Source organism: Mesorhizobium sp. RCAM 05104 (assembly GCF_059683645.1).
Genome location: NZ_CM185033.1, coordinates 679,415 through 691,963 on the forward strand (window position 1 = coordinate 679,415; position 12,549 = coordinate 691,963).

13 protein-coding genes and 1 tRNA gene are annotated in these 12,549 nt (G+C 58.8%); 5 read left to right on the forward strand and 9 right to left on the reverse strand.

The window, feature by feature from the left end; translation table 11 throughout:
• The first annotated feature begins 133 nt into the window (after positions 1 to 133).
• Positions 134 to 207 (forward strand) — tRNA-Gln (locus tag AC56QP_RS03725).
• On the opposite strand, the gene AC56QP_RS03730 is transcribed toward AC56QP_RS03725, so the two are convergent.
• Entirely contained in the window at positions 175 to 1,764 is a 1,590-nt protein-coding gene (locus AC56QP_RS03730; protein WP_489860886.1) for a recombinase family protein, read from the reverse strand. The two genes, AC56QP_RS03725 and AC56QP_RS03730, sit on opposite strands and share 33 nt — an antisense overlap.
• Before the next feature lie 386 nt (positions 1,765 to 2,150).
• Positions 2,151 to 2,741 (reverse strand): hypothetical protein, encoded by a 591-nt coding sequence (locus AC56QP_RS03735; RefSeq protein WP_084555669.1) that lies wholly within the window; start codon positions 2,739 to 2,741, stop codon positions 2,151 to 2,153.
• Positions 2,742 to 2,877: 136 nt separating this feature from the next.
• On the opposite strand from AC56QP_RS03735, the gene AC56QP_RS03740 reads away from it, so the two are divergent.
• Positions 2,878 to 3,114 (forward strand): helix-turn-helix domain-containing protein, encoded by a 237-nt coding sequence (locus AC56QP_RS03740; RefSeq protein WP_489863695.1) that lies wholly within the window; start codon positions 2,878 to 2,880, stop codon positions 3,112 to 3,114.
• A 204-nt stretch (positions 3,115 to 3,318) separates the two neighbouring features.
• Here AC56QP_RS03740 and AC56QP_RS03745 read toward each other — a convergent pair whose 3' ends face one another.
• The 6 genes from AC56QP_RS03745 to AC56QP_RS03770 form a co-directional block, all read right to left on the reverse strand.
• Positions 3,319 to 4,071 (reverse strand): GntR family transcriptional regulator, encoded by a 753-nt coding sequence (locus AC56QP_RS03745; protein ID WP_489863694.1) that lies wholly within the window; start codon positions 4,069 to 4,071, stop codon positions 3,319 to 3,321.
• A gap of 16 nt (positions 4,072 to 4,087) precedes the next feature.
• A complete protein-coding gene (locus AC56QP_RS03750; protein WP_352463692.1) occupies positions 4,088 to 5,371 on the reverse strand; it encodes a TRAP transporter large permease in 1,284 nt (427 codons plus the stop codon).
• Between the two features lie 2 nt (positions 5,372 to 5,373).
• Positions 5,374 to 5,895, reverse strand: coding sequence for a TRAP transporter small permease (locus tag AC56QP_RS03755; protein WP_489860885.1), 522 nt, complete (start codon positions 5,893 to 5,895; stop codon positions 5,374 to 5,376).
• A gap of 53 nt (positions 5,896 to 5,948) precedes the next feature.
• Positions 5,949 to 6,914, reverse strand: a complete 966-nt coding sequence (locus tag AC56QP_RS03760; RefSeq protein ID WP_489860884.1) for a TRAP transporter substrate-binding protein — start codon at positions 6,912 to 6,914, stop codon at positions 5,949 to 5,951.
• 73 nt (positions 6,915 to 6,987) lie between these two features.
• The gene (locus AC56QP_RS03765) at positions 6,988 to 7,383 is read right to left on the reverse strand and encodes a hypothetical protein (RefSeq protein ID WP_489860883.1); all 396 of its coding nucleotides are present in this window, start codon (positions 7,381 to 7,383) and stop codon (positions 6,988 to 6,990) included.
• Positions 7,383 to 8,741 (reverse strand): aminotransferase family protein, encoded by a 1,359-nt coding sequence (locus tag AC56QP_RS03770; protein WP_489860882.1) that lies wholly within the window; start codon positions 8,739 to 8,741, stop codon positions 7,383 to 7,385. The genes AC56QP_RS03765 and AC56QP_RS03770 overlap by 1 nt, the downstream gene beginning before the upstream one ends.
• 135 nt (positions 8,742 to 8,876) lie before the next feature.
• Between AC56QP_RS03770 and AC56QP_RS03775 the strand changes: the two genes are divergently transcribed.
• The 3 genes from AC56QP_RS03775 to AC56QP_RS03785 are packed head-to-tail and all read left to right on the forward strand — an operon-like array spanning position 8,877 to position 12,081.
• The gene (locus tag AC56QP_RS03775) at positions 8,877 to 9,446 is read left to right on the forward strand and encodes a putative glycolipid-binding domain-containing protein (protein WP_489860881.1); all 570 of its coding nucleotides are present in this window, start codon (positions 8,877 to 8,879) and stop codon (positions 9,444 to 9,446) included.
• A 45-nt stretch (positions 9,447 to 9,491) separates the two neighbouring features.
• Entirely contained in the window at positions 9,492 to 10,775 is a 1,284-nt protein-coding gene (locus tag AC56QP_RS03780) for a RuBisCO large subunit C-terminal-like domain-containing protein (protein WP_489860880.1), read from the forward strand.
• Positions 10,768 to 12,081, forward strand: coding sequence for a four-carbon acid sugar kinase family protein (locus AC56QP_RS03785; protein WP_489860879.1), 1,314 nt, complete (start codon positions 10,768 to 10,770; stop codon positions 12,079 to 12,081). The genes AC56QP_RS03780 and AC56QP_RS03785 overlap by 8 nt, the downstream gene beginning before the upstream one ends.
• Before the next feature lie 231 nt (positions 12,082 to 12,312).
• Here the strand turns inward: AC56QP_RS03785 and AC56QP_RS03790 are convergent, their stop codons facing one another.
• Positions 12,313 to 12,528 carry a helix-turn-helix transcriptional regulator gene (locus AC56QP_RS03790; RefSeq protein WP_489863693.1) on the reverse strand — a complete coding sequence of 72 codons (216 nt, stop codon included), beginning with the start codon at positions 12,526 to 12,528 and terminating at the stop codon, positions 12,313 to 12,315.
• Positions 12,529 to 12,549: the final 21 nt, after the last annotated feature.

The following is a 12,549-nucleotide window of genomic DNA, read 5'->3' on the forward strand; positions in this document are numbered from 1 at the left end:
AGCGCCTGAAACCCGCCGACAAAACCTACCGATTGAACCGCAGAGCAGGCTTGACTATTTTCCACTGGCGGCTACAAGGCAGCGCTCACAGCGGCTTGCCCGCTCGGCCCGCGCGGTTGATGACCGCGCCTGCTGGGGAATAGGTTAACGGTAGACCCACGGACTCTGACTCCGTTAGTCCTGGTTCGAATCCAGGTTCCCCAGCCAAACTGGACTCCCTGTCGATAAAGCTGCCTGCTGTGCACCCATTGCTACGCCGGCCACGACCGTTTCCGCAAGTAGATCAAACGGTTGCCTAAAGACGGCGTGAACTTCGCCTTTGTCCCATTTGCAGTTCGACAGCACCAGATTCAGTAGTCGATTTTTCTCGTGCGCAGGCTGTTTCGCAAACAGTCGGCTGGCTTTGCGTGCTAGTTCCAACAGCCGGATGCCGTCCTCCATGTACGATTCCTCGGCGCTACCATGACGCTCTATCTCGCGAAGCAGCCGCGTTTGTTCGGTCCGCCACTGTGCTGACATCCGATCATAGAAGGCGTTGTCGATGCGGCCGTCAAGCTTGTCGAGATACATGGCATGCAGCCGATCCTCGAGCCGCTTGTACTCGACCTGGCATCGATGGATCGCCTGTTCATGCTCGCGGCGCTCGTCGGCATGGCTGGCCAAGAGGGCTGCCTTTACCCATTCCAGTATCTCTTCATCGAAATGCAACCGGTCAAGCAGGTTGGCGAATTTCTGGTCGAGCACTTCCTCGCGGACGTATTTGCGGCGGCAATCACCGTATCCACCCCGACCTTTGTTGGCGTGCCCCGTGCAGTGATAGTAGATGTATTTCCGCTTCTTGATCTCCGCCACGACGGCGCAGCCGCATTCGGTGCAGGTCATCAGGCCGGTGAAGGCGAACTCGTTTCCTATCGGGTGGGTCGGCACCGAATTGCGGCCCGTCAGAACGCCCTGGACGCGCTCCCATAGTTCGATCGATACGAGAGGTTCGTGCTTGCCCTGGTGCAATTTGCCGTTCCACTGGAACAGTCCGGTATAGAGGCGGTTGCGCAGGATCATATGCACGGTGCTGACCGGAACCGGGTTACCGCTCTTGGGGTAGATCAGCCCATCGCCGTGGGCTGCCTTAGCCAAGGCCTTCAGCGAATACCGGCCGGTTGCGTAGCGCTCGAACAGCTGTGTGACGACTGGAGCCAGTTCAGGATGCGGCTCAATAACCTTTCTGCCATCCTTTCCCGTAGTGTTGACATAGCCCATCGGAGCCTTTGTCGGCCATATGCCCTGCTCCGCCTTCTCCATCTGCCCCTTGCGAGCTTCTTCCGACAGGTTGTCGATATAGTTCTTGGCCATCAAGACCTTGATGCCGTGCATGAACTTTTCAGACGAGCGCGAGTCTCGTGATAGCGTCACACTTTCTTTCGCAAGGTGGATTTCCACATCCAATTCATCGAGAGTCACCCAGTCCTTCAGGTTGCGATAAAGGCGGTCAGTCTTCTCGACGAGGACGCTTCGAATGCCGGGATGCTTTCGCAGATACTTGACCATTTCGGTGAAGTTGGTCCGGCCAGAGGTCTTGGCCGTCTCGACGTCGATAAACTCCTGCACGATATCGAACCGCTGTTGCTGGGCATAGTTGCGCAGGAGCTTGCATTGCGCCGGGATGGAAAAACCTTCCTTCTCCTGCTCCTTGGAGGAGACGCGCGCGTAAAGCAGCGCCTTTACAAGGCCTGCTTGCTTGGCGGTCCGGACATGTCGTTGGTTCATCTTGGGGGCCCTCGTTCATCGCTCGATCGCACCGAAGGCCTTTAGGTGAGCACGAAGCGTCAACTATTTGCCCCGGTCAATCCGTTCCCATTCGGCGAGGATGCGGAAGAATTCGCCGAGATTGTCAACGATTTCCCGGGCACTTTCCGCTGACAGGGGTCGCCCCATGCGAGCCTCGAACAAGCGGGCTGATCGTTCCAGGAATGCTTCGTCGACGGCGCGATGGCATGAAAATAGATCGGTCTCGGCGTCGCGTCTAGCGCCGCGTTTTGCAGCACGCCGTGTCGCCTTCACCGTTTCTGTCCCGAGCATATCTCCATCGGGACAAGGATGGCCGAGATCGCCTCAGCGCCGAATGGCCGTTATGTGCGCTTGCGTATCCTTTTCTACTTTGTATCAATACCAGCGGCCGGTTGCTGACCAAAATGGAGGTCAGCGGTGCGCTTTTCGAGACCGATCAAATCGGCCGCGATTGCTTGATATCGCCGACAGTCCGCCTGAACGATGGATCGATCAGGTCGCTCAAGCGGCACACTCCCGGTGATTTCCTTCAAGTCATGCAGGATCGACTCGATATGTGGCCAGGGAAAATCTGTTGGGTCGTCGATGTCGCGATCTGCGCCCACGATTATCTCCAGCTTGGCGACAACGCCGAGAAGTGAGTGTGCGGGCGTCCGCGGAACTCTATCCTGAATCTTCAAAGCCACTGTCGCAGCCTCGACTTCCGCTTGGCAGGCGATCGAGTAACCAACCTTCGCATCTGTCGCCGCCGGACAGGCTGCGCCGAGAACGCGCGTTTCCAAACGTTGCTGAAGTCGGCAGAGGACCTGCGAAACATGCTGCGCCCGCAACCAGTCTCTTAGCAGCGCAAGCGCCGGATCTGCTTCGTCGGAACGAGCAGATCTTTTTGTAGCCTGCTCGCCGCCTCCCCCGAGCGTGACGGAAGACAAAGTCATGCTATTGTCGGAATCAGCCATGATCCGAGCTCCACAACAGCTTGCACGTGGCTAGGCCGGATCGGTGTTGCATCACCTATCCGGCCGCCCAATTGAAATCGAGACTACACAAAGTGCAGCATATGATCAATCGAAATCACTATATTATGGTGATTTTATGAACCCGGTGCAGTGTCGCATGGCACGAGCTGCATTGGGCTGGGGCGTTTTAGAGCTTGCTAAACAGGCCGGAGTCTCAACTCAAACGGTTGTGAGATTCGAACGAGGCGAGGCGTTGAAACAGTCCACAATAGTTCAGCTTAAAGCAACGTTCGAAGCAGCCGGAATAGAGTTCATTGCAGAGAATGGCGGCGGCCCTGGTGTGCGCTTGTCACGCGGTAATGCAAACACCTAGCCGAAGGCGGCACCTGCGGGCTGCACTAGGGATTATCTGTTTCCGATCAATGTCAGCAACGCGCCCAATCTCGGTCGTTGCAGTTAGGTTTGCGACTGCCTTAAAGCGGACATTACCAGCGTCCGCGCCGGAGGTCGCGGCCGTCTTTCGCAAGTACCCGCATACTCGCGGCCCGCGAATCCTACCCAGTCGAGATGATAGCGACTATGCCGATTTCAAATGAGCTTCTTGAGCGAGGCTCCGTGCCAGTGCCTCTCCGTCGACCTGGTTGTGCCTGGCAGACAAACGGCCAGCGGTTTCTGCGTCGCCCACCAATATCGCTTCAGCGATAGGCTCGTGGATCGGAATCATGTCCGCGAAAAGATCGACATGCATGGATTCGGTCAGCGCCATGAACAACCGTATCTGTGCCTCCAAAAGTCCATACGTCTGTATGAGGCGTTTGTGCTTTGACATCTCGACGACAAGCCTATGGAAGGACAGGTCAAGCATCATGCATGCAGTCCGGTCACGCTTCTTCACCGCGCCCTGCATTTCCGTCATGAGCTTTCGCAGCGCATCTTTTTCTGACTTGGTGGCATTCTGTGCGGCCAAGCTAGCCGCCAGCGCCTCAAGAGCATCACGCAAGGTGCACAGCTCCAAGGCGTCGCTGGGGTCCATTGCAGAAACGAAGACACCCCTGCGTGGCTTCAATTCGACGAGTCCCTCGCCTTGCAGATGTCTCAAGGCTGACCGGATGGTGCCATTGCTCACCTCGAACTCACGCGCAAAATCTGCTTCGACCAGATGAGCACCGGCGGCAAGCTGACCGCTGAGGATCTTCTCACGGATGCCGTCGGCGACGACAACGTCCAGGCCGGGCCTGTCTGCAGCAATTGCACGAACCATAATGTCCCTTATCATCCGATGATTATGAATAATCAACAATGTGGAGGGCTGGCAAGTTGCGCCAGCCATCACAGACAATGACAGATCAATTTACCCCCATCAGTTCGGGCAACCACAACACCGTTTGCGGCACATAGGTGATGACGCCGAGAACCACCAGCATGATGCCGATGATCGGCAGGCTCTCCCAGACCACCTCCTTCATCGGAGCCCGTGAGATAGCCTGGGTGATGAGCAGGTTGAGGCCGATCGGCGGATGAATGAGACCGATCATCAGATTGAGAACCACGACGAGTCCGAAATGGGTAGGATCGACGCCGAAGCTGAGAGCGGCAGGCAGGAAAATCGGCACTAATATGATTGTCGCCGGGGTCGAATCCAGGAAGATGCCCGCGATCAGGAAAACCACGTTGACGATGAGCAAGAATTCGATCGGCCCAAGATCGCTGTTATGCAATGCCGACTGGATGTCTTTTGGAATTCCATGGATGACGATCAGATAGGCAACGAACGAACTCACGCCAACGACCAGCATGATGTTGGCAGTCTGCAGGGCGGCATCGGTGAGCATCCCCGGTAGCTGCCGCCATTTGAATTCGCGGTGGATCACCCAACCCACGAAGATGGCGTAGAACACCAGAACCGCGCCGAGTTCGGTGACCGTGAACAGGCCGCCCTTGGCGCCCACCATCAACAAGATCGGCATACTCAAGGCCCAGGCGCTGACGCGAAACTTGGAACCCAGTTCCGACCAGGCCATGCTGCCGCGCGACGACAGGTTCTGGCGGCGCGCAACATAAAGAACGTAGGCCGTCAACACTGCGGCAATGATCAGGCCGGGAATGTAGGCAGCGACGAAAAGCCGTGTGATCGAGACCTGGGCTATCACCCCGTAGATGACCAGTGGGATGCTGGGCGGGATGATCGGGCCGATGATTGCGGCACCGGCCGTGAACGCGGCCGCAAAGGCGCCGGAATAGCCCTCCTTCTTCATTTCGGGGATGAGCAACGCCCCGCTCGCCGCCGCATCGGCGACGGCTGACCCGGATATTCCGGCGAGAAAGACGTTGGTTCCGACGTTGACGATGCCGGAACTGCCACGCACCCTGCCGAGGGCACCGGCAAACAGGTCTATGACTCGGGTGGTCACACCGCCACTGTTCATCACCGACGCCGCCAGAATGAAAAACGGGATTGCCAGCAGGGGAAATGAATCCATGCCGTTGACCACTTTCTGCGCGAACAGGAAGCCGGGCATGCCCCAGATTTGGATGACGACGAGTGCGGCGAGCGCCATGGCAATGGCGATCGGGACCGCGAACATGGTCAGCGCGAAAAATACGATCGAAAGCGTTGCAAGCATTACCATTGTCACAATCCCTTGTGAGCGTAAGCGACGGAATCCTCGACTTCGGTGGCATCATCGGTAGCGCCGCAAACGAGGCGTTCGACGATGAAGAACAGGCCGCAAACGCTGAACACGATAGGCGGCATGTAGAACAAGCGGTACGAAAGGCCGGTGGCCGGCGCTATCTTGAGTTTCACGACGTCGATCAGCTGCGCCGCGTAGATGGCGAACGCGACCAGAAGTATGGCCGTGAGAATGTCGACCCCAATGCCGAGACTATTCGATAGCCGTCCGCTCAGCCGGCCATGCATGAGATCAATGACGATCAGCTTGCGCTGACTGACCAGGACAGCGGCGCCGATGAACACCAACCAGATGAGAAGTATCCTGCATAGTTCGGCCAATTCGAAGGTCGAGCTGTGAGTGATGTAGCGGGCGAGGACCTGGACAAAGACGAGTATGATGATGACGCCGAGAAGCGCAGCCACCGCGTGGCCCAACACCGATCTCAAAACGTCGCCGAGCCGGCGCAGCATGTTCGACATGATTTTCTCCGATGGAACGGTGTCCACACGAGTGACGGGCAGGCATTGATCGCTCACTGAACCGCGCGGATCTTGTCGATGATCGGCTGAAGTTTCGCATCGAACGTCGCCGTCTTGGCTCGCTCGGCGAATTCATCAAGGTTTGGCGTGTGCACGACCACGCCGGCCGCCTTCAGTTCGGTGATGATCTGGTCTGTGTTCTCCTTGGTGTATTTGCGATACCAGTCGGCACCAGCGTCAGCAGCCTTGCCGATCGCTGCCTTGGTTGGGGCATCCAATTTCTGGTACCAGGGCTCACCGCACATGAAACCCATCGTTTCGGCCATGTGGTTGGTCATAACCAGATGCTTGGCCACTTCGTAGAAGCGATGATCCTTGATCGCGACTAGAGGCTGTTCGAGCCCGTCCACGACGCCTTGCTGGAGCGCTGCATAGGCTTCCTCGAATGCGACGGAAGTCGGGCTGACGCCGAGCGCCTGGATGGAGGTCACATAGGCAGGGATTCCCGGCACGCGGATTTTCATGCCTTGCAGGTCGGCAAGGCTGTCGACCGGCTTCTTGACCAGAAACTGGCGAAAGCCGCGAAATCCCGGCCCGAGTACGCGGAAGCCGGCTTCGTTCGCTATTGTGTCCAGGATCTCTTGTCCGACGGGGCCGCGCCAGATGCGGAAGAAATGGTCATCGTCGCGGTAGAGATAAGCCACGCCTTCGATGTTGGCCGCCGGAGCAAAGTCGCCAAGGTCGCCGACGCTTTCATAAAGGCATTCAAGCACTCCACCCTTGACCTGCTCGACCATCTCGCTCCAGGTTCCGAGCTGTGATGCCGGAAACAGCTCGACGGTGACATCTTTCCCGAGCGCCGCCTCGACCTGCTGCTTGAACAGCTCGATGACCTTCGTATCGGGCGAGTCCGGGGTGCCGGTACCGCCGACGCGGATATGGAGTTCTGCATTGGCGCACGCGATGCTTGCCGTCGAGATGAGACATGCGGCTATGACAGTCTTGAGAATTGCTTTCATCGTGGTTCCCCTTTGGTTCTTGTTTCCGGCAAGCGGTTTGTCCGCGTTGCCGGCCTGCACTGCGTAATGCGTCTCAACGCGAAATGAGGTCATCCAAGGCCGCGCGAAGTTTCGTTCCGGGCGCCAGACCAAGCGCGCGAGCGGCCGCGTTTACATAGGAGATGACGCCGTTGTCCCACATGTCCTGGGAGTCGCCGATGCGCGCACTCATGTGAGCGACGGCGCCTGCCGGAATGCCCTTGGCCTGCAGCATGTCTAGCGCGACGATGCCCGCATTTTCCTTCCCGACGCCGGCATCGTTGAAAAACACGCCACCAAGCGGCACGGCCAGGGCAAACTCCCCCGAACTGGCTCCGCCATGAGAGGCGGACACAACAATGGCGCCCTCATCTTCCAGGGTCACCTTGGTGATCGAATCCATGACTATGACGCGACCGCCAACGCCACTTCCAATCTCGCTCTTCAGCATCAGACATCTCCTTTGGGCTGCGGTGGTTTCTCGCGAAAGGCGTCAGGCATTGCGGTCAGCACGTCGTCCAGCGCGTCGACGATCTGATCGATCTCCGATTCCTTGATGGTGAAGGGCGGGCTGATCTGGATGTGATCGCCACCACGTCCGAAATTGACGCCCGGCACGCCGGGGTTGATGATGACGTCGCGTTTGCGCATCTCCGATGCCAGCATCGCTGTGAAGCCGGCATCTTCCGGGAAGGGCGCGCGCGAACTGCGATCCGCCACGAACTCCAGGCCGGCAAAGAGGCCGCGACCTCGAACCTCGCCGATGCAGGGATGGCGCTGCTGCAGAGCATCCAGACGGGAGAAGAGATATTGTCCGATGATTCCGGGACGAGCGAACAACTGCTCGTTCGTCATGATTTCGAAGACCTTCTGGCCTATGAAACATGAGGCGGCGTGTCCGCTGTAGGTGAAGCCGTGGACGAAGCGGCGCTTTCCCGAGCGGAAGAATTCGGTGATCTTGTCGTTGACGATCACTGCGCCAAGTGGCGCATAGCCGCTGGCGATCGCTTTGCCGGCGGTGATCATGTCCGGCAGCACGCCCCATTGCTCGATGGCGAAGGGGGTGCCGGTTCTGCCGTAGCCGGTCAGGACCTCGTCGGCGACGAACACCACGCCATAGCGGTCGCAGATTTCGCGGATGCGCCTGTAGTAGCCAGCATGGGGCACGACGCCTGAACACGTCGTTCCGATGATCGGCTCGGCGAAGAAGGCCGAGATCGTTTCCGGCCCTTCGAGATTGATCGTTTTCTCGAGCTCGTCGGCGCAATCGAGCGAACAACCGTTTTTGTCGGCGCAGTATGCGCAACGATATTCGTAGGGCGGTGCGATATGAATGACCGGCAACATGTACGGGTCGTAGGGCTTGCGCCAACTGGTTCGACCCGACATCGCCAACGTGGCGAGGGTAACGCCATGGTAGCTCTGCCACCGGGTGATGATCTTGTGGCGTCGCGGCTCGCCCCGCTCCAGGTGATATTGGCGGGCGAGCTTGACCGCTGTCTCGTTGGCCTCCGAGCCACCCGAGACGAAATACACCGAAGCCATGCCTTTCGGCGCGACCGAGAGCACTGACGCCGAGAGCTGCTCCTGCCAGGGATGCGTGAACCCCGCTGTATAGACGAAGGTGACGCTGTCGCCGGCGTCGGCAAGAGCCTGGGCGATCTCAGTTCTCCCATGGCCGATGCCGACGACCCCAGCGCTGCCCATCGCATCAAGGTAAACCCGGCCGTCGTCGCTATGAAGGAACACGCCCTCGCCGCGCGATATCCGTATCGGGGCAACCGAGTAGTCCCTGGAGAATACGGTCATGGCCGCTCCCTGGTTCGTTTTGAGATGCACCTGGGCCGATTGCCCAAGTCATCCTCAAATGAAAGCGAGCGCTCGCTCTTGTCAATAGAAAATAATTAATTATTATGTGTTTCAGGTTTGGAACTGGAGATTCATGTGCGTGTCATTCGCTGGAAATCGGAAAATGGGCTGGGGTTGGAACACCTTGTCTTCGATCGCGACGCAGCCGGCGTTACCGCTGACGGCACAGTGATCGGAGAGCGGCAAGGGCAAGCCTATGGCATGCGCTACCGCGTCCGCTGCGCAATGGATTGGACGGTTCAGGAGGTTGCGATCGACATCGTCGGAGGCGGCAAGATACGCCTCGAAGCGGATGGCCGCGCCGAATGGCGGGACGCCAACGGGATCATCCGTGCCGATCTTGCCGGATGCATCGATGTCGACATTTCCGCGACACCCTTCACCAACACCTTGCCGATCCGGCGACTACGGCTCGCTGTAGGCGAGCGTCGGCCGATCCGGGTCGCCTATATCGCCATTCCTTCCCTCGAGGTGGCGGCGGCCGAGCAGGCCTATACCTGCTTGAAGCCCGGTGAGCGCTACCGCTACGAAGGTATTTTCCGAAACTTCCAAGCCGAGCTCGATGTCGATGAGGACGGCCTCGTCCGCGACTATCCGAGCCTTTTCAAGCGGTGCGCCCCGGGCGATGGCTCGGCGCAAGTCTAACTGTCAACGAACTCAAATAGCGGCTTTTGCCGCGGAGAAGAGCCTGTGCCCGATCGTATCCGATGCACCTATCTGCTGGAAGCTCCAATCGACATCGGCAGGGCCGCCGAGCTGCTGGCAAGCGAACAGTCGATCGGCTCCTTCACCCGGGTCGCCGGAGAGACAGACGAGATCATCGAACGCTTCGGCGGCCGTGTGGACGAGTTGCGTGTCGTCGCCGAGGACACGCCTCCAAGCTTGACAACATCGCTGCCCGGCATCGACGAACGCTCCCGGTGCAGCCGGGCGATAGCCACAATATCGTTCCCTGTCGAAAATTTCGGCCCGAACCTTCCATCGCTTTTCGCCATCCTGCTCGGCAACCTTTTCGAGCTGCAGGAACTGACCGGCGTCCGACTTGAGGATGTCGATATCCCCGCGAGCTTTGCCGACCGGTTTCCGGGGCCGGCCTTCGGCATTTCCGGAACGCGTCGATTGAGTGGCGTCGTCTCGGGCCCAATCATCGGCACCATCGTCAAGCCGAAACTCGGACTTGAACCCGCAGCCATCGCCGATCTGGTGCAGATGCTCGGCGATGCCGGAATCCATTTCATCAAGGACGACGAATGCATGACCGATCCTCCATCCGCGCCGTTCTCGAAGCGCGTCGAGGCGATCGCCCCGGTTCTCGATCGCCTAGCCGACAGGCACGGCCGCAAAGTCATGTACGCGTTCAACATCAGCGACGACGGCGACCGCATGTGCCGCAATCATGACCTGGTCGCCAACAGCGGTGGAACCTGCGTCATGGTTTCGCTCAATGCCTGCGGCCCTGCCGCCATCGCCCAATTGCGGCGCCACGCCTCGCTGCCGATCCATGCCCATCGAGCCGGCTGGGGAATGTTGACCAGGCACCCCGCCCTCGGATTGAGCTTTACGGCCTATCAAAAGCTGTGGCGCCTAGCCGGCATCGACCAGATCCATATCGGTGGCATCCAAGGAAAGTTCTCCGAAGAAGATGCTACCGTCACCCAATCAGCACGAGCGTGTCTTGGCCCATTCGGCGATCACGCGCCGATCATGCCGGTGATTTCGTCAGGCCAATGGGGCGGCCAGGCACCCGTCACATTCAAGGCATTCGGCAGTGACGATGTCATTTACTTGGCCGGCGGTGGAATCCTTGGGCACCCGCTCGGTCCTGCGGCTGGCGTGCGCGCAATAAGTGAGGCCTGGGAGGCGGCAAGGCTCGGCATAGACCTTGTTGACTACGCCCGCTCACACGAGGCGCTGGCAAGCTCGATCGGTTTTTTCGGAAATCTCAGGCAGATGAGAGCAACTGGCAATGGCTGACACCAATCCATACCTCTGTTTCTATGGAGACGACTTCACAGGCTCCACTGATGCACTCGATGCGTTGACAGCTGCCGGTGTCGCCGCGGTCTTGATTCTCGATCCGTCGCAGGATGTCTTGTCTCAATTTCCCGGTGTGCAGGCCGTTGGTCTGGCAGGGACCACCCGCGCAATGTCCCCTACCGAAATGGATAAGGAATTGCCGCAGGCCTTCCGGTGGATGGCGGATCTGAAGCCCCGTATCATTCACTACAAAGTATGCTCGACCTTTGATTCCTCACCAGAAACGGGCAGCATTGGCAGGGCCATGGAAATCGGACTGACAACGCTAGGCGGCGGCAGCGTACCTATTGTGGTCGGCGCCCCGCGTCTGGGTAGGTTCGTGGCATTTGCCAACCTCTTCGCTCGTGCAGGGTCGGCGCCGACCATTCATCGGATCGATCGGCATCCGGTCATGGCCCGGCACCCCGTAACTCCTATGAAGGAGGCTGATCTCCGGTTGCATCTCAAGGCACAGACGAAGATCCCGATCGACCATATCAGCATAATCGACATGGAGGCGGGGAACTGGCCAGTCATCGATGGCGATACGAGGGCGATCCTGTTCGACACCGTTTCTGCTGATCAACTCACTGCGATTGGGAATTGGCTTGGCAAGCAAAGCCGGGACACACCCGTCTTTTGTATCGGGTCGAGCGCCGTGGAAACAGCTCTGTCGCCAATTATGTCGGCGGAGACTCGATCCGTCGCGCCAGCGCCGACGGAAAACCCAAGCCATCGCGGACCGATCCTTGTGGTTTCCGGCAGTTGCTCGCCAGTTACAGCGCGCCAGATCGACGTCGCGGTTGGTGCCGGCTTTACACCGATTCCAGTTTCAGCCGCAGCGCTCGCAAATCAGGAAGCCTGGGAGGGGGCTTGCACTAAGGCGACCAACACCGCACTGGCGGCATTGGCAGGGGGAAGATCCGCGATTGCCTATACCGCACATGGCGAGCCCGACTTGATCCCTGGCGACGGCGACATAAACCTGCGCTCGGAAACCGAACGGATTGGCGTCGGACTGGGGCGCATACTTTCTGCTGCCGTAGATTCCTTGAAGCTCACCAGGGTTGCAGTTGCTGGAGGCGACACCTCCGGGACTGTAACGCGAGCGCTTGGCATCACCGCGCTGCAGATTGCTGCGCCTATCTCTCCCGGTGCGCCGCTTTGCTACGGTTTGCTCCGCCAGGGCGGGCGCATAGAGATTGCGTTGAAGGGCGGTCAAATGGGCGCGGACGACTTTTTCTGCCGGGTGAGGGATCTCTGACATTTTGTGCAGCTCAATAAGCAACAAAAATGATCGCTTCTGGCGCGATCGTATCACTCCGTTCGTGCCAGCTTTGGTCAGCTCAGGTTGATAGACGCAGGGTGGCTGAACGTCCGCTCCTGACATTCTGAGCCTCGAAGCCGTAAGTCTGGTTTCGGCCGCTTCCCAGTCGTTGAACTTGCCTCAGAGAGGAGTGTTCAACGGTGGCAGCAACGTGCCACTCGACCACCACTAGTCGCTGTTTTCTCTTGATGCACTGGTGTGCCACGAGACAGGATCGTCGACCCATCGATTGATATCGGATTCACGCCAGCCAGCCCCGTTGACACTGATCTTGATCTGAGCCGGGAACGTGCCTTCGGCGATCTTGCGATAGAGGGTTGAACGGGACAGGCCAGTCCTGGCAAGGACGGTTTTGAGGCGAATGATACGATCCAGTCCAGGCATGGCTGCCTTGCCTTTCGCTGA

Excerpts from the sequence above, each read along its gene's own strand:
- AC56QP_RS03730 (WP_489860886.1), bottom strand. The coding sequence starts at position 1,764 with ATGAACCAACGACATGTCCGGACCGCCAAGCAAGCAGGCCTTGTAAAG.
- AC56QP_RS03735 (WP_084555669.1), bottom strand. The coding sequence starts at position 2,741 with ATGGCTGATTCCGACAATAGCATGACTTTGTCTTCCGTCACGCTCGGG.
- AC56QP_RS03740 (WP_489863695.1), top strand. The coding sequence starts at position 2,878 with ATGAACCCGGTGCAGTGTCGCATGGCACGAGCTGCATTGGGCTGGGGC.
- AC56QP_RS03745 (WP_489863694.1), bottom strand. The coding sequence starts at position 4,071 with ATGGCTGGCGCAACTTGCCAGCCCTCCACATTGTTGATTATTCATAAT.
- AC56QP_RS03750 (WP_352463692.1), bottom strand. The coding sequence starts at position 5,371 with ATGGTAATGCTTGCAACGCTTTCGATCGTATTTTTCGCGCTGACCATG.
- AC56QP_RS03755 (WP_489860885.1), bottom strand. The coding sequence starts at position 5,895 with ATGTCGAACATGCTGCGCCGGCTCGGCGACGTTTTGAGATCGGTGTTG.
- AC56QP_RS03760 (WP_489860884.1), bottom strand. The coding sequence starts at position 6,914 with ATGAAAGCAATTCTCAAGACTGTCATAGCCGCATGTCTCATCTCGACG.
- AC56QP_RS03765 (WP_489860883.1), bottom strand. The coding sequence starts at position 7,383 with ATGCTGAAGAGCGAGATTGGAAGTGGCGTTGGCGGTCGCGTCATAGTC.
- AC56QP_RS03770 (WP_489860882.1), bottom strand. The coding sequence starts at position 8,741 with ATGACCGTATTCTCCAGGGACTACTCGGTTGCCCCGATACGGATATCG.
- AC56QP_RS03785 (WP_489860879.1), top strand. The coding sequence starts at position 10,768 with ATGGCTGACACCAATCCATACCTCTGTTTCTATGGAGACGACTTCACA.
- AC56QP_RS03790 (WP_489863693.1), bottom strand. The coding sequence starts at position 12,528 with ATGCCTGGACTGGATCGTATCATTCGCCTCAAAACCGTCCTTGCCAGG.